Genomic DNA, 19866 nt, shown 5'->3' on the forward strand with positions numbered 1-19866 from the left:
GGTCTCATATGAGGCCCGCGGCGGCCCCGGGGTCAAGAGGCGCGGACCCTGCCGTGCGGTGCGCGCGGCTCAGGAGGCCGGCGGCTGCTCCGCCACCGGCACGCCCTGTACCGACATCCGCGCGGACAGCGCGACATTGAAGCGGGTGAGGAGCGTGCAGAACTGCTCGCGCTCCTCCGGCGCCCAGTCGTGTGTCAGCTCGGCCATGAGCTGACGCCGGGACGAGCGCACCTCCTCCAGCCGGGCGGCACCGCGCGGCGACAGCTGGAGCACCACCGCACGCCCGTCCTCCGGGTGCGACGTGCGCTTGACGAGCCCGGTGTCGACCAGGGGCGCCACCTGCCGGGTCACCGTCGAGGAGTCGATGCCCATGCTCGCCGCGAGGGCCTTGACGCCCATCGGGCCTTCCTTGTCGAGGCGGTTGAGCAGCAGGTACGCGGCGCGGTCCATGGAGTTGCGCACCTGGCCGACGCCGCCGAGCCGGGTCTGTTCGGCACGGCGGGCGAACACCGCCACCTCGTGCTGGAGGGTGTCGAGGAGACCGGTGTCACCGACGGTCGTCATGTCCATCGACATTTCAGGTGTTGTGGGCATGGCCGGAGGCTCGCTTCATGAAGGGCTGCTGGGTTGGGGGACAGGGTACGCGGCCCGGCGCCAAGCCGTACCGGCGCTGCGCAAACCGGTCTCGCAGCTTGGTCACACCCGTCGTGCGCAAACGTGAACTGCGATGCTGGAGTCATGAGCTACCGCACGGCCGACTCCTTGCGCTCCGTGACCCTCGACGACGTGCGGGGCGCCCAGAAGATGCTCTCGGGCATCGCGCGCGTGACCGCGATGGAAGGCAGCCGGCACCTGTCCCAGCTGGTGGGGGCGCCGGTGCACCTCAAGTGCGAGAACCTGCAGCGGACCGGCTCCTTCAAACTGCGCGGCGCCTATGTGCGGATCGCCGGGCTGCTGCCGGAGGAGCGGGCGGCCGGCGTGGTGGCCGCGAGCGCCGGCAACCACGCGCAGGGCGTGGCGCTGGCCTCCTCGCTGCTGGGCGTGCACTCCACGGTGTTCATGCCGAAGGGCGCACCGCTGCCGAAGATCAGCGCGACCCGGGACTACGGTGCCGAGGTGCGCCTGCACGGCCAGGTGGTCGACGAGACGCTGCACGCCGCCCAGGAGTACGCCGCCGAGACGGGCGCGGTGTTCATCCACCCCTTCGACCATCCCGACGTCATCGCCGGTCAGGGCACGGTCGGCCTGGAGATCCTGGAGCAGTGCCCGGAGGTGCGGACGATCGTCGTCGGCATGGGCGGCGGCGGACTCGCGGCCGGTATCGCGGTGGCGGTGAAGGCACTGCGGCCGGACGTCCGGATCGTCGGCGTGCAGGCGGAGGGGGCCGCCTGCTATCCGCCGTCGCTGGCCGCCGGCCGCCCGGTGTCGCTGGAGAACCCGGCGACGATGGCCGACGGCATCAAGGTGGGGCGGCCGGGCCTGGTGCCGTTCGGGATCGTCGGCGAGCTGGTCGACGAGGTGCGCACGGTCAGCGAGGACCAGCTGTCGGCGGCGCTGCTGCTCTGCCTGGAGCGGGCCAAGCTGGTCGTGGAACCGGCCGGGGCCAGCCCGGTCGCCGCGCTGCTGGCCGCGCCGGACGCCTTCGAGGGCCCGGTGGTCGCGGTGCTCTCCGGCGGCAACGTCGACCCGGTGCTGATGCAGCGGGTGCTGCGGCACGGCATGGCCGCGCAGGGTCGCTACCTGGCCGTACGGCTGCGGCTGACGGACCGGCCGGGCGCGCTCGCCACCCTCCTCGGGGTGCTGTCGGCGGTCGACGCGAACGTCCTCGACGTGAGCCACGTCCGTACCGACCCCCGGCTCGGGCTCACCGAGGCCGAGGTGGAGCTGCACCTGGAGACGAAGGGCCCGGCGCACTGCACCGAGGTCGGCCAGTCCCTGCGCGACGCCGGTTACACGGTCATCGGCTGACCCGGGAGCCGAGCCGGGCGCGGGGCCACGACGATCCACCACCCGGTCGGGTGAAGTGTGTTGAGAGACGCGATACATCGCGTTATGGTGTGTCGTGTGGTCGCCGACCCGCCTGTCCACACCCCTGCAAGGGGCGCCCGCACCTGTGGAAAAAGGCGGGCGCGGCCGAGCGAACATACCTAGCCTTTGCGGATAATCCGCCCCCCCGAATCCCCGACGACGTGGAGACAGACATGCCAGGCGCCATCTATGCCGAGGGCTTGGTGAAGACCTTCGGCGACGTAAGGGCACTGGACGGCGTCGACCTCGATGTGCCCGAGGGCACGGTCCTCGGCCTGCTCGGGCCGAACGGCGCCGGCAAGACGACGACCGTCCGCTGCCTGACGACCCTGCTGCGCCCCGACAGCGGCAAGGCGGTCGTCGCGGGCGTCGACGTGCTGCGGCACCCCGACACGGTGCGCCGCTCCATAGACCTGTCCGGCCAGTTCGCGGCGGTCGACGAGTACCTGACCGGCCGGGAGAACCTGCAGATGGTCGGACAGCTCTACCAGATGAAGGCGAAGGCCGCCCGGGCCCGCGCGGCGGAACTGCTGGACCAGTTCAACCTCGCCGACGCCGCGGACCGCCCCGCCAAGACCTACTCCGGAGGCATGCGCCGCCGGCTGGACCTCGCCGCCGCCCTCGTGGTCTCCCCGCCGGTGATGTTCATGGACGAACCCACGACGGGCCTCGACCCGCGCAACCGCCAGCAGCTGTGGGAGGTCATCAAACAGCTCGTCTCCGGCGGTACGACGCTGCTGCTGACCACGCAGTACCTGGAGGAGGCCGACCACCTGGCCCACGACATCGCGGTCGTCGACCACGGCCGGGTCATCGCCCAGGGCACCTCCGACCAGCTCAAGGCCCGCACCGGCGGCGAGCGCGTCGAGGTCGTGGTGCACGAACGGGAGCACATGGCGACCGCCGTGGAGGTGCTGCGCGGCTTCGGCAAGGGCGAGACCACGGTCGAGGAGCACACCCGCAGGCTCACGGTGCCCGTCACCGGCGGCGCCAAGCTGCTCGCCGAGGTCATCCGTGAGCTGGACGCGCGGGGGATCGAGATGGACGACATCGGCCTGCGCCGCCCCACCCTCGACGACGTCTTCCTCTCCCTGACCGGACACGCGGCCGAGACCACCGCCAAGGACGAGCAGTCCGGCAAGCAGAACGGCAAGGAGGCCGTGAAATGAGCACCGTCACCGAGGCCGTGCCCGCCACGGCGCCCGGCAACCCCTTCGGCCGGTCCGTCCGCGACTCGCTGATCGTTGCCAAACGCAATCTGATCCGGATGTCCCGCATCCCCGAAATGCTGATCTTCGGACTGATCCAGCCCATCATGTTCGTGGTGCTGTTCACCTACGTGTTCGGCGGCTCCATGAAGATCGGTACCAGCACCAGCGCGCTCGACTACAAGAACTTCCTGATGGCCGGCATCTTCGCGCAGACCGTCACCTTCGCCACCGCCAGCTCCGGCGCCGGCATCGCCGACGACATGCACAAGGGCCTCATCGACCGCTTCCGCTCCCTGCCCATGGCACGCGGTGCGGTGCTGACCGGACGCACCCTCGCCGACCTGGTGCAGACGGCGCTCACCCTGCTGGTCCTCGCCGTGGTCGCGCTGCTCGTCGGCTGGCGGGCCGGCTCCGACGGCCACACCAACGCCGGCAAGGTCCTCGCCGCCTTCGCCCTGCTGCTCCTGCTCGGCTACGCGTTCACCTGGATCGGCGCGCTGATCGGTCTCACCGTCCGCACCCCGGAGGCGGCCACCTCCGGCGGGCTGATCTGGCTGTTCCCGGTGACCTTCATATCCAAGGCCTTCGTGGACACCGGCAACATGACGCCGTGGCTGCGGCACATCGCGGAGTGGAACCCGTTCAGCGCCACCGTGCAGGCGACCCGCGTGCTGTTCGCCAACCCCGGGCAGTCCGCCTCGGGTGCCTGGCCGATGGAGCACCCGGTGTGGGCCTCGCTGATCTGGTCGGTCCTGATCATCGTGGTCTTCCGCACCCTCGCGGTGCGCAAGTACCGCTCCGCGACCGCCTGACGCCGGCCGGCACCGGACCGCGACACGGCCCAGCTCATGACAAAGCCCCCGGCGGCCCAGAGGGCGCCGGGGGCCGGAAGCGACCAGGGGCTCCGGTCAGCCCGTGTACGGCTCGGCCTTCAGGATCCGCACCGAGGCCTTCTTGCCGTTCGGCAGCTCGTACTCCGCGTCCTCGCCGACCTTGTGGCCGATGACGCCCGAGCCGAGCGGGGACTGCGGGGAGTACGTCTCGATGTCGGCGCTCGCGTACTCGCGCGAGGCGAGCAGGAACGTCAGCGTGTCGTCCTCGTCACCGTCGAAGGCGATCGTGACGACCATGCCCGGCGCGACGGCACCGTTCGCGGCCGGCGGCTCGCCGACCTTGGCGTTCTCGAGGAGCTGGGTCAGCTGGCGCACACGCAGCTCCTGCTTGCCCTGCTCCTCCTTGGCCGCGTGGTACCCGCCGTTCTCGCGCAGGTCGCCCTCCTCGCGCGCGGCCGCGATCTTGGCGGCGATCTCCGTGCGCGCAGGACCAGTAAGGTACTCAAGCTCGTCCTTGAGCTTGTTGTACGCCTCCTGGGTCAGCCAGGTGACGTTCTCGCTGGTCTGGGTCACAGGGTGCTCCTCGTCGGTACTGGGAATACAAAGCATCGCCCTACCCAGAAGCATGTTCCCTCTCGGATGGGCGAAACCACGAGCCTAACAATTCAATGGCGGAAGGGGGAGGACATAAGCCATGAGAATCACATCGGCCCAGTTCAGAGCCTACGCATTCCGGGTGAACCCGGGAGGTGTCCCGGGCCCTCAGCCGGCGTGACAGCCCAGCAGCTCGGCCGTCGTCCCCTGCGCGGTCGTACGCAGCGTGACGACCTTGTCGATCCGGGTGGCCGGCCCGGAGAAGCGGAAGTCGGCCCGCCCCACCTCGGCGCCGTCGGCCGACTGGGAGCGCAGGGTGCAGTAGCCGGAGGCACCGGCGTCCTTGCGGACCTCCAGATGCACCCTGACCGCGTCGTCGGAGGCCTTGAAGGTGATGACCTCGGCGCTGATCTCGTTCTGGGCGACGTAGTGGTAGGCGAAATAGCCGATCAGTGCGAGCAGGACCGCGCCCAGCACCGAGCCTGCGATCCTGAGCTTGCGGTCGGCGCGCTGATCCGAGGAACGGCCGTAGCGGCCCTCGGGCAGCCGCGTGCTCGCGGTACTCATGATCGTCCTCTCCGCGGAATTATTCGCCCCCCGATTCGGTCACTATAGAAGCCGCTCGCCCGCCGCCCGACCACCGCCCCTCGGGGACGTCCCTTCGGGGCGGCACCTGTTTGACTGCACCCCACGACCCGGGGCGCCGACTGACCAAGGATTGAGTCTTGACTGACCAGCTGCGACTGATGGCCGTTCACGCGCACCCCGACGACGAGTCGAGCAAGGGCGCGGCCACCATGGCGAAGTACGTGTCCGAGGGGGTGGACGTGCTGGTGGTGACCTGCACCGGCGGAGAGCGTGGGTCCATCCTCAATCCCAAGCTGCAGGGCGACACCTACATCGAGGAGCACATCCACGAGGTGCGCCGCAAGGAGATGGACGAGGCCCGGGAGATCCTCGGCGTCAAGCAGGAATGGCTCGGCTTCGTCGACTCCGGGCTGCCGGAGGGCGACCCGCTGCCGCCGCTGCCCGAGGGCTGCTTCGCCCTGGAGGACGTCGACAAGGCGGCCGGCGAGCTGGTGAAGCAGATCCGCTCCTTCCGCCCGCAGGTGATCACCACCTACGACGAGAACGGCGGCTACCCGCACCCCGACCACATCATGACCCACAAGATCTCCATGGTGGCGTTCGAGGGCGCGGCGGACACCGAGAAGTACCCCGAGGCCGAGTTCGGGCCCGCCTACCAGCCGCTGAAGCTCTACTACAACCAGGGCTTCAACCGCCCGCGCACCGAGGCGCTCCACCAGGCCATGCTCGACCGCGGCCTGGACTCGCCGTACGGCGAGTGGCTCAAGCGGTGGAGCGAGATGGAGCGCACCGAGCGCACCCTGACCACCCACATCCCGTGCGCGGACTTCTTCGAGATCCGCGACAAGGCGCTGATCGCCCACGCCACGCAGATCGATCCCGACGGCGGCTGGTTCAAGGTGCCGCTGGAGCTCCAGAAGGAGGTCTGGCCCACGGAGGAGTACGAGCTGGCGAAGTCCCTCGTCGACACCTCCATCCCCGAGGACGACCTCTTCGCGGGCATCCGGGACAATGCCTGACATGAGCGCAAGCGTGAGCCTGGCAGTGACGCATCTCGTTCCCCTCGCCAAGGAGGTGGACGAGAACAAGGTCACCCCCGGCGTCCTCGGCTTCATCGTCTTCGCGGTGATGGCCCTGGCCGTGTGGGGCCTGATGAAGTCGATGAGCAAGCACATGCAGAAGGTCGACTTCAAGGAGTCCCCGGACGCCGACGCCGAGCAGTCCCGGCAGAAGGCCGACTCGGCCCAGCAGGGCTGACCGCACAGGTCAGCGCCCCGCCGGTACCGCCACCCCCATCACCTCCCGGGCGTGGCGGTCCGGAGTCATGCGCAGCCGCCAGGCCTGCCAGCCGGCCTCCAGCTGTACGCCCCGCTCCAGCAGCAGGGCGTACGCCGGGACGTAGTCGTCCAGCTTCTCGTCCCGCAGCGGATGCGTGGCGCGGGCCAGCCGGGCCAGCTCCTCCTGGGCGACCGCCGTGCCCACCTCCACCCCGCCCGGCGCCGCGTACGGCAGCAGGGTGCAGCGCAGGAAGCGGGCCCAGTCCTCGCCGCGCCGGTCGCCGTACGACGAGAACAGGGTGAGCGCCTCGTCGCACAGCGCCAGCGCCTGCTGCGTGCGGGCGTTGCCCGCGTCCACCACCGCCAGCTCCAGGCACGTCCAGGCCTCGCCGTGGGCCACGCCGATCCGCTGGAAGTCGGCGCGCGCGTCCACCAGCAGCTGACGGGCGAAACCGGAATTGCGCAGCGAGCCGGTCTGCGCGGCCCGCTGGTCCCGGGTCGCCCGCGCCGAGTGGTGCCGGGCGCAGGCCAGGCCGTAGACGTCCCGAATCCGGGAGAACATCGTCCGGGACCGCTCCAGGTCGCGCACCGCCCGGTCCAGCTCGCCGGTCTCCTCCAGGGCCTGCCCCAGGTAGTACAGCGTCCACGCCTCGCCGCGCGCGTCCTCGTTGTCCCGGTGCCGGGTCACCGCCCGGCGCAGGCTCTCCACTGCGGCGGAGGCGTCGCCGTCCACCAGCCGGGCCCGGGCCAGCTGGGTCAGCGCCCAGGCCTCGCCGCGGGCGTCCTGCGTCCTGCCGTACCGCTCCAGGGCCGCCCGCAGTTCCGTCTCCGCGCGCGGTACGTCGCCCAGCCGCAGCGCCAGCTGGCCCAGCTGGAAGTGCGCCCAGGCCTCGCCGTGCACCGAGCCGCCCTCGCGGTGCAGGACCAGGGAGCGGGTGAGCAGGTCCAGCGCCTCCGCCAGCCGGGCCCGGTCCCGCTGGACGGCCGCCAGCGCGTGCATCGTCCAGGCCCGGTCCGTCGCCAGCTCCGGCGCGGCCTGCAGCTCCAGGGCCTCCTGGAGCTTGGCGGCGGCCTCGGTGAGGTTGCCCTGGTGGTGCAGCGTGATCCCGAGGGAGGTCAGGGCGCGGGCCGCCCCCGCGTCGTGGTGGGCCTCCCGGTACAGGTCGACCACCGAGGCCAGCGTGGTGCGCGCCTTGTCCAGCTCGCCCAGCTGCCGGGCCGCGATACCGGTGCGCCACTGCACCGAGCGCACCAGCAGGCCCTGGTCCACCGACTGCGCCAGCTCGCTGATCTCCCCGAGCCGGTAGAGGTCACCGCGCAGCAGGCAGTAGTCGCACAGCGCGCCGAGCAGGTTGAGCACGGCCGCCTGGTCCACGCCCTCCGCGTGCCGCAGGGCCGCCGTGATGAAGCTGGACTCGTCGTCCAGCCAGCGCAGCGCCTCGTCCAGGGAGGGGAAGCCGTGCGAGCCGAACTGGTTCGACCGCGTCGACATGTTCCCGTCGACCAGGCGCAGCACCGCGTCGGCCAGCTCCGCGTAGTTCACGATCAGCCGCTCCTGGGCCGCCGCCCGCTCGGCCGGATCCTCCTCGTCCAGCAGACGGGCGTGCGCGAAGGCCCGCACCAGATCGTGCAGCCGGTAGCGGCTGCCGCGCACATGGTCGATGAGGCCGGCCCGGGCGAGCTCCACCAGGTACCGGGTGGCCCCGGCCTCGTCGGTGGCGAGCAGGGAGGCTGCCGCCGCCCCGCCCAGCGAGGCCCGGCCCGCCAGCGCCAGCCTCCTCAGCAACCGGCGGGCGGGCTCCGGCTGGTCGGTGTAGCGCAGCCACAGTGCCCGCTCCACCGGCTCCACCGGGCCGTACGCGCCCAGGTCCGCGGCCAGCTGCCGGGGCGAGCGCGGGCCCAGCGCGGAGCCCGCGACCCGCAGCGCCAGCGGCAGCCCCCCGCACAGTTCGCGGATCCGGTCGGCCGAGTCGGCGTCGTACGGCCCCGGAACGTCCTCCGCCGACGCGCTCAGCAGCTCCTCGGCACCCGCCGCGTCCAGCGCCGGGACCGGCAGCTCGTGCACCCAGGCCGGCAGGTCGGCGGGCAGGTCGAGGGGGGTGCGGGCGGTGACCAGGACCAGACTGTCGGAGCGCTCCGGCACCAGGGCGCGCACCTGCTCCGGATCCGAGGCGTCGTCCAGCACGATCGTCACCGGCAGCCCGGTCAGATGCCGGTGATACAGCTCGCCGAGCCGCTTGACCTGCTGGTCGGGGGAGGACCGCTCCCGGAACAGCAGTTGCTCACGGGGTGCGCCCAGCCGGTTGAGCAGGTGCAACAGCGCGTCCCGGGTGGACAGCGGCGCCTCCTCCCGGCTGCCGCCGCGCAGGTCCACCACCACCGCGCCCCGGAAGTGGTCCCGCAACTCGTGCGCCGCGCGCACCGCGAGCGTGGTCCGGCCGGAGCCGGGCTCGCCGTGCAGGACGACGACGGTCGGCCGGGTCTCGGTGGCCGCGCGGGCCGCCTGCGCCCACTGCCTGATCCGCCCCAGCTCCGCCCGGCGCCCCGCGAACGTGCCGTCGGCTTCGGGTAGGTGCCCGAACGACTGCTCAAGCACCGAACGCCTGCGGGCCGCCGCGCTCTTGTCCGTGCCGCGCAACGCCGGGCCACCGCCGGTCTTCTTCGTGCCCGTGGAGGAGCTCAGCACCCGCTGCTGGTCGAGGAACGGGCGGATGCCCCGCACCTCCAGCGCGGTCAGCCACTGCAGGCGCAGCTGCTCCGGACCGCCGGGCTGGCCGGCCGCACCCGCACGGTGGTGGGCGGCCGGCAGGTGCGCGCCGGCCACCTTCACCACCGTGGCCGCGGCGCCCACCACGGCGGCGGTGGCACCCGCGCCGAGGGCCGTGCCGGTGCCCGTGCCGAGGGACAGGTCGGCCACGGCGGCGGCGACGGCGGCAACCGCCGCCACCAGCAAGGCCGTTCCGGCGCCGGCGCGCGCGTACCGCTGCCCGAAGGTCAGCTGTCCGGCCTCCGACTCCTCCAGTGCGCGCGTGTAGGCCTCGTACTCCTCGGCGGCCGCCCCCGCCATCGCGTCCAGCGCGCCGCGCGCCCGTGTCAGCAGCACCTGGCCGTCGACCCGTCCGCCCGACCGCCGTACCTCCTCCTCCACGGCCCGCACCAGCAACCGCTCGGCTTCCGCCCGATGACCGTCCCGCATGTCCCGTCCCCCTCCGGCGGCAACTCCTTTGCCTACGAGTGTCCTTCGGGGGAGGCGGGATGGCGAGGGGGGCACGATCAGTGGGGGTGGTGAGGGTTCGGTGTGGACCGCCGTGCGGCTATGCGGCGGCAGAGGATTCCTCGTCGTTCGGACCGGGTGGCTGCTCACCGGCGCGGGACGGCTCCTCGCCCCTGTTCCTGAAGCGGTGCCAGGCGTCGCGCACGTTCCTGGCCGAGTCGATCACGTCCGGCAGCTGATCCAGCAGGCCCTTCAGGGCGAACAGCAAGATCGACGCAACGCCGGCGAGGGCGAGAACGAAGAGGATGGCCGCGCCTTCCACGTCTCAGTGGTCTTACTCGGTCTCCTGCACCGTGCTGACGCACGACGCAACCCCCTAAATGGGCTTGCGTCAGGCCACAGTTGCCCCTGCGACCAGCCCGGCTGCGCACGCCCAAGGCTAGTGCACCCCGCCCCCGGTATGTGCCGAGTCACAACGGCGTCCCGTCCCCTTTTCGCCATGGTTCTCCACCGACCACCGGCCCTTCGACAGTGCCAGCGCCACGCAGACCCCCGCCACCGCGCCCTCCGCCACCGCGCAGGCGAGGGCCTGGAGGAGGGCGGAGGCGGTGTGGGAAGTGGTTATGTCGAACCAGGCGTCCACGACCGCCACGCCGGCCGTCGCCGAGGCGGTGAGGCGGGAGCGGGGGTCACCGCGCAGGCCCAGGAGGGCTGTGGCGGCACAGCCCGCCGCCAGCAGGACGTCCAGGCCGATCCAGGCCAGCGGCCAGTGGCGGACCTGTGTGCTGCCGGGCAGGGTCACTGCCAGAACCCCCATCCACGGCACCAGCACGGCCGCCGCCACCGCCAGCAGGGTCAGCGCCCACTTCCTCATTCCGAACCCCCGTCTCCTCGTACCGAGCCACTGCCTCCACCGTAGACCGCAGAGAAAAGTCTGCAAAGAAATCTCGGCAGACATCAGGGGCGTGTCAGGGTCTCTCACGGTTACCGTGTGCCCATGACCGACGGCCTGACCGGCATGACCAGCCTGGAGCGCACCGCCCTCTACAAGTCCCTCGGCAACCCGTTGCGCCGCCGGATCCTCGACTACCTCGGCCGGCACGGCGAGGCGAACTCCACCGTGCTCGCCCGCGAACTCGGCGAGAGTTCCGGGACGACCAGCTACCACCTGCGCAAACTCGCCGAGCAGCGGCTCATCGAGGAGATCCCGGAGAAGTCCGGCGGACGTGAACGCTGGTGGCGGGCGCTGCCCTTCCGGCACACCACGCCCGACCCGGGCACCATGGCCCCCGAGGAGTACGCGGCAGCCGTCGAGCTGGCCCACCTGAAGATCGAGTTCGACACCGCCCTGTACCGCCGCGCGCACGAGGAGTACCGCGGACCGGAGGGCTGGGCCCAGGTCCAGCGCCACGGCGGCTGGATGACCAGGGAGGAACTGCTCGCCTTCCTGCGGGAGTACCACGCCCTGCTGGACCGGTACAGCCACTCGCGCGAGGAGGCGCCGGACGGGGCGCGCCCGGTGCTGATGCGGTTCTACGCCGTACCGGAGACCGCGGACGAGCGGGCGGAGGAGCACAGCGGCGGAACGGCGGGCTGATTCCCGGCGCTGTGGAGGAGCGGGCGAGGGAGCGCAGCGGCGGAACGGCCAGGCTGGACGGTGGGCTGACCCCGGCCCCGCCGAGGACGGGGCGAGGGGGCGCAGCGGCGGAACGGCCAGGCTGGACGGTGGGCCGGCCCCGCCCCCGGCCCCGCAACGGAGCGGATGGAGGAGCGCAGCGGCGGGACGGCGGGCTGGCCCCGGCCGGATCCGGTGCCGGCCGCCCGAGGTTCTCGCCGACGCCGCCGGTGCGGCGAAACGCGAGGTCGCCGTCCGGGCCTGACGTCCCGGTTGCCGCGTGCTGCGGCAGGATGGGGGTATGCCGAATCGACTGGCCCATGAGACGTCCCCGTACCTGCTCCAGCACGCCGACAATCCCGTCGACTGGTGGCCGTGGTCCGTCGAGGCCTTCGACGAGGCCCGCAGGACCGGCAAACCCGTGCTGCTGAGCGTCGGGTACTCGAGCTGTCACTGGTGCCACGTCATGGCGCACGAGTCCTTCGAGGACCGGACCACCGCCGACTACCTCAACGAGCACTTCGTCAGCGTCAAGGTCGACCGCGAGGAGCGGCCGGACGTGGACGCCGTCTACATGGAGGCCGTCCAGGCCGCCACCGGGCAGGGCGGGTGGCCCATGACCGTGTTCCTCACGCCCGACGCCGAACCCTTCTACTTCGGCACCTACTTCCCGCCCGCCCCGCGGCACGGCATGCCGTCCTTCCGGCAGGTGCTGGAGGGCGTCCAGCAGGCCTGGACCACCCGGCACGACGAGGTCAGCGAGGTCGCCGGGAAGATCGTCCGCGACCTCGCCCAGCGGGAGATCGTCCGGCATGCCGCCGACGCGCCCGGCGAGCAGGAACTCGCCCAGGCCCTCCTCGGGCTCACCCGCGAGTACGACCCGCAGCGCGGCGGATTCGGCGGCGCGCCCAAGTTCCCGCCGTCCATGGTGCTGGAGTTCCTGCTGCGGCATCACGCCCGGACCGGCGCCGAGGGCGCGCTGCAGATGGCGCAGGACACGTGTGAGCGGATGGCCCGTGGCGGCATCTACGACCAGCTCGGCGGCGGGTTCGCCCGGTACTCCGTCGACCGTGACTGGACCGTGCCGCACTTCGAGAAGATGCTGTACGACAACGCCCTGCTGTGCCGGGTGTACGCGCATCTGTGGCGGGCCACCGGATCGGATCTCGCCCGGCGGGTCGCGCTGGAGACCGCCGACTTCCTCGTCCGCGAACTGCGCACGGAGGAGGGCGGGTTCGCCTCCGCCCTCGACGCCGACAGCGACGACGGCACCGGGCGGCACGTGGAAGGGGCGTACTACGTGTGGACGCCCGGACAGCTTCGCGAGGTCCTCGGCGAGGATGCCGAACTCGCCGCGCAGTACTTCGGCGTGACCGATGAGGGCACCTTCGAGCACGGGCAGTCCGTCCTCCAACTCCCGCAGACGGAAGGCGTGTTCGACGCCGAGAAGGTCGAGTCCGTCAGGCGCCGGCTGCTCGACGCTCGCGCGCGGCGGGCCGCGCCCGGCCGGGACGACAAGGTCGTCGCCGCCTGGAACGGGCTCGCCGTCGCCGCGCTCGCCGAGACCGGCGCCTACTTCGACCGGCCCGACCTGACCGAGGCCGCCGTCGGCGCCGCCGACCTGCTCGTCCGCGTCCACCTGGACGAACACGCCCGGCTCGCCCGCACCAGCAAGGACGGCCGGGTCGGCCCCAACGCCGGCGTGCTGGAGGACTACGCCGACGTCGCCGAGGGGTTCCTCGCGCTCGCCTCCGTGACCGGCGAGGGCGTCTGGCTCGACTTCGCCGGACTGCTCCTCGACCATGTCCTGGCCCGCTTCGCCGACCGGGAGAGCGGCGCCCTGTACGACACCGCCTCCGACGCCGAGCAGCTCATCCGCCGGCCCCAGGACCCCACGGACAACGCCGCGCCCTCCGGCTGGACCGCCGCGGCCGGCGCCCTGCTGAGCTACGCCGCCCACACCGGCTCCGAGTCCCACCGGACCGCGGCCGAGCGGGCGCTGGGCATCGTGAAGACGCTCGGGCCGCGGGTGCCCCGGTTCATCGGATGGGGGCTGGCGGTCGCCGAGGCGCTGCTCGACGGGCCGCGCGAGGTGGCGGTCGTCGGACCGGACCCGAACGACGAGCGGACGGCCGCCCTGCACCGTACGGCGCTGCTGGGTGCCGCCCCGGGTGCCGTCGTCGCCTGCGGCACGCCCGGCAGCGACGAGTTCCCGCTGCTCGCCGGCCGCGACCTCGTCGACGGCGCACCGACCGCGTACGTCTGCCGCGGCTTCGTCTGCGACCTGCCGGTGACGGACCCGTCGGCCCTGCGAGAGAAGCTGACGGTTTCCTGAGCAGGCGGTACGCCCTGCCGACGGAACCGGACGGGGCGTCCGCCCGCCGCACGCGGCGCAGGAAGCGCATGCCCTCCTTCGCCGTGGACCCGGACGCGCCCGCGTGCCGCTCCCCGGAGGCGTACGGCACCTCGGCGATCCCGCGCGGGCGGCACCGTACGGCCGGTTCCGGCAGGATCCGGTGGCCGAGCGGCTGCAGCGCCTCGTCCTCGGCGGCGGCCCGGTCCACCGCCGTACGCGCGGGATGGCGAAGAAGCCGCTCATCAGGTCGGTGAGCCCGCACGGCGGCCGTCCTGGCCGCCGCCGCCGACGATCGGGACGTGGGCGGGCAGTGCCGTCACCGGACCTTCTGCGGCTCCGGGGACGGTGCGGGCAGATGGGCACCGACGTGCGAGGTCAGCTCCCAGTCGTGCCGCCCGGTGTACTCGCGCCACACGGCGCGCAGCGCGGCGGCGGCCAGGACGGCCGCGTACACGGGACCGCCGGCGATGAGCTTGACGTAGTGCCGGACGCCGATGCGGAAGCCGTACTCCTTGCCGAAGTCGTGCAGGGCGACGGCTTCGAAGACCACCATCGCGGCCATCGGGATCATGGGCAGCCAGGCGAACAGGGAGAACGGCAGCGGTACGCCGCCGATCAGCGCGGCCAGGAGCCCGAGCGGGATCATCACACCGGTCGCGGCCTGCACGAACGGCGTGCTCAGGGTGTACCGGGCGAGCATCCGCTGGCCGGCACCGGGCAGCCGGCGCCACTCTCCCTTGCGCATCACCTGGAGGAAGCCCTGGTTCCAGCGGGTGCGCTGCTTGTAGAGGCCCTTGAGGGAGTCGGGTGTCTCCTCGCGGGTGACGAGCGCGGAGTGGTAGGCGACGACCACCTTGGCGCCGCCGCTGGACAGCCGTACGCCCAGGTCGCAGTCCTCGGCGAGGCAGTTGCCGTCCCAGCCGCCGGTGGCCCGCAGCAGCTCGGAGCGGACGAAGACGGTGTTGCCGCCGAGCGGGATGAAGCCCTTGCGGGCGTGCAGGTGCAGCCGGCTGCGGAACCAGAAGAAGTACTCCAGGCAGTTGCGCAGGCTGTACCAGCTGCTCTGGTAGTTGATCAGTTGGACGCCGCCCTGGACGACGTCGGCGTGTCCGTGCCGGAAGGCGAAGTCGACGTGTCCGAGCAGCTCGGGATGGACGACGTCCTCGGCGTCGAAGACCCCGACGACCTGGCCGCGGGCGTGCGGCAGGGCGGTGTTCAGGGCACGCGGCTTGTTCTTCACCTCGTGGGTGTCGACGACCGTGCGGACCTTCTCCGGGTGTTCCTCGGCGAGTTGCTCGGCTATGGCGGCGGTGCCCGGGTCGTCGTGGCCGACGATCACCAGGATCTCGTAGGCCGGGTGGTCGATGCGGAGCATCTGCTCGACGGTGTGCCGCAGGACGGCCTCCTCGTGCCGGGCCGGGACCAGCAGCGAGAAGGACAGGCCGGGCTTGCCGTCGGGCTCGGCGAACGCCGTGGACTCGAGTGTCTCCGGGGTGCGCCAGGCATGGAGCATCCACCACAGCGTGACACCGGCGGCCACCATCAGGACGACGGAATCGATGAACAGGACAGCGGAGACCACGAATTCCCCCCTCGGTTCCCTGGTCTTCCTCGTGCTCGCGTAGCGGAACGCGATCGTTCGGGCCCCTCTCACCCCCCGGTGCCCCGGGCCCTTCGAACAGTAATTCCCCCGACGTGACAGGGGTGTTTTCCCGCATGGCCGGACAACGGTCGCGGCGAGCTTTCCAGCGAAGCTAGCAGGTTCGGCATTTCTCCTGCAATGCGGCCTCCGTGCACGACCGGAGCCTTATGTTCCGCACAACCGGGCGGTCGGCCTGTGCCATGATGCTCCGGCCTGCCCGATTTCCAAGGGGTTCAAGGGGGAGGTCCTTGGGGCGTATCGGGTCACAAGTGGGGGTGGGGGATTCCGCATGGGGACTGCCGTTGTTCTCCGGCCGGCGACACAGAATTCACAAGAGGACCGGCCCACAGCGCGCCGCACATTGTTTCGGGTGGATTATTTCTGGGTTGCTCCGGTAATCATCCTCGCGCTCTTGGTGCGTGCGCGAGGTATCGGGAATTACCCGTTTCCCAACGACGACGAGGGCACCTATCTCGCTCAGGCCTGGGCCGTCCGGCACGGCGAACTCGCGCACTACACCTACTGGTACGACCACCCGCCGCTCGGCTGGATACAACTCTCCGGCGTCTCGTGGGTGCCCCACCTGCTCCTGCCCGACCTGCCCGCGTTCGTCCAGGGCCGGACGGCCATGCTCCCGGTGGCCGCCGTGACCTGTGTCCTGGTCCACGCCGTCGGCCGCCGGCTGGGCCTCGCCCGGCCCACCGCGGCGGGCGCCGCCCTGCTCTACGCGCTGTCGCCGCTCGCGGTCGTCCTGGACCGGCAGATCTACCTGGACAACTTCGCCGTCCTGTGGGCGCTGGCCGCGTTCGCCTTCGCCCTCTCGCCGCGCCGCCACCTGTGGCACCACGTCGCGGCCGGCATCTCCTTCGCGCTCGCGGTGCTGTCCAAGGAGACCATCGGCGTGCTGCTGCCGGTGCTGCTGGTGGCGATGTGGCAGGGCAGCCACTCCAGCACCCGCAAGTTCTCCCTCGCCGGCTTCTTCTCCGGCTTCGTGCTGACCGGCCTGTTCTATCCGCTGTACGCCCTGCTCAAGGGGGAGCTGCTGCCCGGTGCCGGCCATGTCTCGCTGCTGGGCACGCTCACGTTCCAGCTCGGCGGGCGCGAGGGCAGCGGCTCCGCCTTCCAGGCCGGCACCGACGCCCACCAGCTGTTCGCGGACTGGCTCACCCGTGACCCGTACCTGCTGACCGGCGGCGGCGTCGCCGCGCTGTGCGCGCTGCCGGTACGCCGGCTGCGGCCCGCCGCCCTCGGCGTCGTGGTGCTCGCGCTGGTCGCGCTCCGGCCCGGTGGATACCTGCCCCAGATGTACGTCGTGCAGGTGCTGCCCTTCCTCGCGCTGTCCCTCGCCGGACTCGTCCAGGTCCTGATCGAGCGGCTGCCCGGCCGGCCCCGGCTGCGCTCCGCCGCCGCCCTCGCCGCGGTCCTCGCCGCCGTGGCGGCCGCCGGACCCGCCTGGTACCACCAGGACCGGCTGGCCACCACCGCCGACGACAACCGCGTCTACCGGGAGGCCGCCCGCTGGCTGCGCGAGACGGACACCGGCGACCGCGACAAGGTCCGCCTGGTCACCGACGGCGTGCTCTGGCTGGACGCGGTGGACGCCGGATACCGGCCCGGCACCGGTGTGATCTGGCACTACAAGCTGGACCAGGACCCGGCCGTCACCAGGACGCTGCCGCACGGCTGGAAGGACATCGACTACGTCGTGTCCACGCCGGCCCTGCGCGGCGAGCGCGACCATCTGCCCACGCTCCGCGCCCTGTTCGCGCACGGCACCCCGGTCGCCACCTTCGGGGAGGGCGGCGGTCGGATCGACATCCTCCGCATCGGCCGCTCCGGCTGATCGGGAGGACCCGCCACCGACAGAGGGGGGACCTCTTTGCCGTACACCGTCATGCCGTACCGCCCGCGCACGCCCTACCGGCCGCCCGGGCCGGCCGGAGCCCGGCCGGCCCGCACCCGCCTGCTGCTCACCGCCCTGCTGCTGTTCACCGCGGCGGTCGGCCTCGGCCCGCTCGGCGCCCAGCGCGCCACCGCCGCGAGCAACCTGGTGCAGAACCCGGGCCTCGAGGTCCTCGACGGACCGTCCCGGTTCCCGCAGTGCTTCGAGAAGTCGGGCTGGGGGGACAACGACTTCTCCTTCGCCGTCACCGACGACGCCCACAGCGGCAGCCGCGCCGTCCGCATCCAGCTGACCCGGCGCGCCGACGGCGACCGCAAGACGATGATGCTGGAGAACTCCTGCGCCCCGCAGGTCACTCCGGACCACCAGTACGACCTGTCGTTCTGGTACAAGTCCAGCACGCCGGACGTGGCGTTCACCCTGTTCCGGCACGACACCACCCAGGGCTGGGTCTACTGGACCGACCTCAAGACCCTGCCGCCGTCCGCCGGCTGGACCCGCACCGAGGTGCGCACCCCGGTCATCCCGCCGCACACCGACCAGATCACCTGGGGCGGCGCCCTGTACGGGGTGGGCACCCTGACCACCGACGACTACGCGATGACCGACGCGACCGTCCCCGCCGACCCGGACCCCTGTACGACGGGCGGCACCGGGCCCGAGTGCCGGGGCAGGTGGACCGTGCAGCCCGTCGACTCCCCGGTGCGCGCCGTCCACTCGGTGCTGCTGCACACGGGCAAGGTGCTGCTGATCGCCGGCTCCGGCAACGACCGGGCCGCGTTCGCCGCCGGCACCTTCAAGACCACCCTGTTCGACCCGGCGACCGGCGGCTACACCGACATCCCGACCCCGACGGACTTCTTCTGCGCCGGGCACGTCCAGCTCCCCGACGGCCGGGTGCTGGTGGTCGGCGGCAACAAGGACTACGCCTCCCCGGACGGCAGCGTCGGCTACCGGGGCCTGCGGACCAGCTACGTCTTCGACCCGGCCCAGAACAAGTACATCAAGGTCAACGACATGCTGGCCGGGCACTGGTACCCGTCGGCGACCGAGATGGGCAACGGTGACGTCCTCGCACTCGGCGGTCTCGGCGAGGACTCCGCCGGCACCGTCGTGAACGAGCACTTCTCCTACGCCCAGAACAAGTGGCTGCCGATGGGCGAGGCCAGGCAGGCCTGGTCCTTCTGGGGGCTGTACCCGTCGATGATCCTGCTCCAGGACGGCCGCCTCTTCTACACCGGCAGCCATGTCTTCGGCCCCGGCCTGCCCGGCACCGGCGCCTCCGTCTACGACTACGGCGCCGGGACCATCGCCGAGGTGCCCGGACTGCGCAGGAAGGACGAGCGCGACGAGTCCATGTCGGTGCTGCTGCCCCCCGCCCAGGACCAGAAGGTCCTCACCATGGGCGGCGGCAACCACACCGTCGCCCCGGACGCCCTCCGGCTGACCGACCTGATCGACATGAAGGCCGCCGCACCGCAGTACGTGCCCGGACCCGACCTGCCGCAGGGCCATTACGCCGACGGCAGCCCGCAGACCGGCGCCCAGGGCAAGGTGTACGTCTCCGCGGTGATCCTGCCCGACGGCAAGGTCCTGGAGACCGGCGGCGCGCTGCACACGTACCGCGAGGACCCCGTCTTCGAGGCCTCCCTGTACGACCCGTCGACCAACACCTTCCAGTCGGGCCTGGCCACCGACCCGGTCCCGCGGACGTACCACTCCTCGTCCACGCTGCTGCCGGACGGCCGGGTGCTCAGCATCGGCAACAACCCCGGTGACGGCTCCTTCGACCAGCGCGTGTCGATCTACCAGCCGCCGTACCTGTTCAAGGGCGACCGGCCGCAGATCACCTCGCTCGCGAGCACCCGCTGGACGTACGGCACCTCACAGCGCATCACCGTCGACAAGCCGGTGGTGAAGGCCTCCCTGATCCGCCCGGCCGCCGTCACCCACTCCTCCGACCCCAACCAGCGCTACCTCGACCTGCCGATGACCGTCGACGGCAACACCGTCGACCTCAGCCTGACCAGCAACCCCAACCTGGCACCGCCCGGCTGGTACATGCTGTCGGTGGTCGACGCGAACGGAGTGCCGTCCGTGTCGAAGTGGGTCCGCATCGGCTCCGAGGGCCAGGTCGCCGCGGCCCGCGTGCAGTCCTTCGCCGACGAGCTGAAGGCGAGCGAGCCGGCCACGGGCACCTCCGCACCGCGACCGGGGCACCGGCACCACGGCGTGAGGATGGCCCAGGGCTTCGACGGCTGCGACCACACCTACGGCCGAATCAACCAGTGCGTGCCGTGGACGTTCCCGAAGCTGTCCCAGGCCGACCGGTGCACCTGGCTCCTCTCCCGGGGCTACGGCCGCCTCCGGGTACACGGCCGCGACCGACACCACCTGGACCTGAACAAGGACGGCATCGCCTGCGGGAAGGGGGACGTCAGGCGAAGCTGAGGATCAGTGCGGCCGGCAGCAGCTGGGCGCCCCACTGGACCAGCACGGCCCCGCTCCTGGCGCCCGTCACCGGGCTCGGGGCCGCACCAGCACGACCCCGCCGGTCAGGAGCGAGGCCCAGAAACTGCCGTACAGCAGCCACCGGGCACCGCGG

The 19866-nt window shown here is 71.9% G+C and carries 16 protein-coding genes; 9 read left to right on the top strand and 7 right to left on the bottom strand.

What is annotated here, in order from left to right; translation table 11 throughout:
* Positions 1-69: 69 nt before the first annotated feature.
* Positions 70-576, bottom strand: a complete 507-nt coding sequence (locus S1361_RS24740; RefSeq protein WP_208036753.1) for a MarR family winged helix-turn-helix transcriptional regulator — start codon at positions 574-576, stop codon at positions 70-72.
* A 162-nt stretch (positions 577-738) separates the two neighbouring features.
* Between S1361_RS24740 and ilvA the strand changes: the two genes are divergently transcribed.
* From ilvA to S1361_RS24755, 3 genes are all read left to right on the top strand, one after another.
* Positions 739-1968, top strand: a complete 1230-nt coding sequence (gene ilvA / locus S1361_RS24745) for a threonine ammonia-lyase (protein WP_208033964.1) — start codon at positions 739-741, stop codon at positions 1966-1968.
* A 233-nt stretch (positions 1969-2201) separates the two neighbouring features.
* Positions 2202-3197, top strand: a complete 996-nt coding sequence (locus tag S1361_RS24750; RefSeq protein WP_208033965.1) for an ATP-binding cassette domain-containing protein — start codon at positions 2202-2204, stop codon at positions 3195-3197.
* A complete protein-coding gene (locus S1361_RS24755) occupies positions 3194-4051 on the top strand; it encodes an ABC transporter permease (RefSeq protein WP_208033966.1) in 858 nt (285 codons plus the stop codon). The genes S1361_RS24750 and S1361_RS24755 overlap by 4 nt, the downstream gene beginning before the upstream one ends.
* 96 nt (positions 4052-4147) lie before the next feature.
* On the opposite strand, the gene greA is transcribed toward S1361_RS24755, so the two are convergent.
* Both greA and S1361_RS24765 read right to left on the bottom strand, forming a co-directional pair.
* On the bottom strand, positions 4148-4645 hold the full coding sequence (greA, locus tag S1361_RS24760) for a transcription elongation factor GreA (protein ID WP_208033967.1): 498 nt from the start codon (positions 4643-4645) through the stop codon (positions 4148-4150).
* 189 nt (positions 4646-4834) lie between these two features.
* Positions 4835-5233, bottom strand: a complete 399-nt coding sequence (locus S1361_RS24765) for a DUF4307 domain-containing protein (protein ID WP_208033968.1) — start codon at positions 5231-5233, stop codon at positions 4835-4837.
* A 158-nt stretch (positions 5234-5391) separates the two neighbouring features.
* Between S1361_RS24765 and mca the strand changes: the two genes are divergently transcribed.
* A complete protein-coding gene (gene mca, locus S1361_RS24770; RefSeq protein ID WP_208033969.1) occupies positions 5392-6273 on the top strand; it encodes a mycothiol conjugate amidase Mca in 882 nt (293 codons plus the stop codon).
* Positions 6266-6511, top strand: coding sequence for a hypothetical protein (locus S1361_RS24775; protein ID WP_208033970.1), 246 nt, complete (start codon positions 6266-6268; stop codon positions 6509-6511). The genes mca and S1361_RS24775 overlap by 8 nt, the downstream gene beginning before the upstream one ends.
* A 9-nt stretch (positions 6512-6520) precedes the next feature.
* Here S1361_RS24775 and S1361_RS24780 read toward each other — a convergent pair whose 3' ends face one another.
* The 3 genes from S1361_RS24780 to S1361_RS24790 form a co-directional block, all read right to left on the bottom strand.
* Positions 6521-9727 carry a tetratricopeptide repeat protein gene (locus S1361_RS24780; RefSeq protein WP_208033971.1) on the bottom strand — a complete coding sequence of 1069 codons (3207 nt, stop codon included), beginning with the start codon at positions 9725-9727 and terminating at the stop codon, positions 6521-6523.
* Positions 9728-9845: 118 nt separating this feature from the next.
* On the bottom strand, positions 9846-10067 hold the full coding sequence (locus S1361_RS24785; protein WP_208036980.1) for a hypothetical protein: 222 nt from the start codon (positions 10065-10067) through the stop codon (positions 9846-9848).
* Positions 10068-10184: 117 nt separating this feature from the next.
* Positions 10185-10619, bottom strand: a complete 435-nt coding sequence (locus tag S1361_RS24790) for a hypothetical protein (protein ID WP_208033972.1) — start codon at positions 10617-10619, stop codon at positions 10185-10187.
* Between the two features lie 123 nt (positions 10620-10742).
* On the opposite strand from S1361_RS24790, the gene S1361_RS24795 reads away from it, so the two are divergent.
* Both S1361_RS24795 and S1361_RS24800 read left to right on the top strand, forming a co-directional pair.
* Entirely contained in the window at positions 10743-11342 is a 600-nt protein-coding gene (locus S1361_RS24795; RefSeq protein ID WP_208033973.1) for a winged helix-turn-helix domain-containing protein, read from the top strand.
* Between the two features lie 319 nt (positions 11343-11661).
* On the top strand, positions 11662-13695 hold the full coding sequence (locus tag S1361_RS24800; protein ID WP_208033974.1) for a thioredoxin domain-containing protein: 2034 nt from the start codon (positions 11662-11664) through the stop codon (positions 13693-13695).
* 337 nt (positions 13696-14032) lie between these two features.
* On the opposite strand, the gene S1361_RS24805 is transcribed toward S1361_RS24800, so the two are convergent.
* On the bottom strand, positions 14033-15259 hold the full coding sequence (locus S1361_RS24805) for a glycosyltransferase family 2 protein (protein WP_208036754.1): 1227 nt from the start codon (positions 15257-15259) through the stop codon (positions 14033-14035).
* A gap of 514 nt (positions 15260-15773) precedes the next feature.
* Here S1361_RS24805 and S1361_RS24810 point away from each other — a divergent pair.
* Together S1361_RS24810 and S1361_RS24815 are read left to right on the top strand one after the other, a co-directional pair.
* Entirely contained in the window at positions 15774-17201 is a 1428-nt protein-coding gene (locus tag S1361_RS24810; RefSeq protein ID WP_243769549.1) for a glycosyltransferase family 39 protein, read from the top strand.
* 51 nt (positions 17202-17252) lie between these two features.
* A complete protein-coding gene (locus S1361_RS24815) occupies positions 17253-19712 on the top strand; it encodes a galactose oxidase early set domain-containing protein (RefSeq protein ID WP_208036755.1) in 2460 nt (819 codons plus the stop codon).
* Positions 19713-19866 lie beyond the last annotated feature (154 nt).

Origin of the sequence: Streptomyces cyanogenus, assembly GCF_017526105.1 — a bacterium.
GTDB lineage: Bacteria > Actinomycetota > Actinomycetes > Streptomycetales > Streptomycetaceae > Streptomyces > Streptomyces cyanogenus.

Bases quoted from the DNA above. Each gene is read 5' to 3' on its own strand.
- S1361_RS24790 (WP_208033972.1), bottom strand. From the start codon at position 10,619: ATGAGGAAGTGGGCGCTGACCCTGCTGGCGGTGGCGGCGGCCGTGCTG.
- S1361_RS24775 (WP_208033970.1), top strand. From the start codon at position 6,266: ATGCCTGACATGAGCGCAAGCGTGAGCCTGGCAGTGACGCATCTCGTT.
- S1361_RS24740 (WP_208036753.1), bottom strand. From the start codon at position 576: ATGTCGATGGACATGACGACCGTCGGTGACACCGGTCTCCTCGACACC.
- S1361_RS24750 (WP_208033965.1), top strand. From the start codon at position 2,202: ATGCCAGGCGCCATCTATGCCGAGGGCTTGGTGAAGACCTTCGGCGAC.
- S1361_RS24800 (WP_208033974.1), top strand. From the start codon at position 11,662: ATGCCGAATCGACTGGCCCATGAGACGTCCCCGTACCTGCTCCAGCAC.
- ilvA (WP_208033964.1), top strand. From the start codon at position 739: ATGAGCTACCGCACGGCCGACTCCTTGCGCTCCGTGACCCTCGACGAC.
- S1361_RS24765 (WP_208033968.1), bottom strand. From the start codon at position 5,233: ATGAGTACCGCGAGCACGCGGCTGCCCGAGGGCCGCTACGGCCGTTCC.
- S1361_RS24780 (WP_208033971.1), bottom strand. From the start codon at position 9,727: ATGCGGGACGGTCATCGGGCGGAAGCCGAGCGGTTGCTGGTGCGGGCC.
- S1361_RS24795 (WP_208033973.1), top strand. From the start codon at position 10,743: ATGACCGACGGCCTGACCGGCATGACCAGCCTGGAGCGCACCGCCCTC.
- S1361_RS24815 (WP_208036755.1), top strand. From the start codon at position 17,253: ATGCCGTACCGCCCGCGCACGCCCTACCGGCCGCCCGGGCCGGCCGGA.
- S1361_RS24755 (WP_208033966.1), top strand. From the start codon at position 3,194: ATGAGCACCGTCACCGAGGCCGTGCCCGCCACGGCGCCCGGCAACCCC.
- S1361_RS24805 (WP_208036754.1), bottom strand. From the start codon at position 15,259: ATGGTGGCCGCCGGTGTCACGCTGTGGTGGATGCTCCATGCCTGGCGC.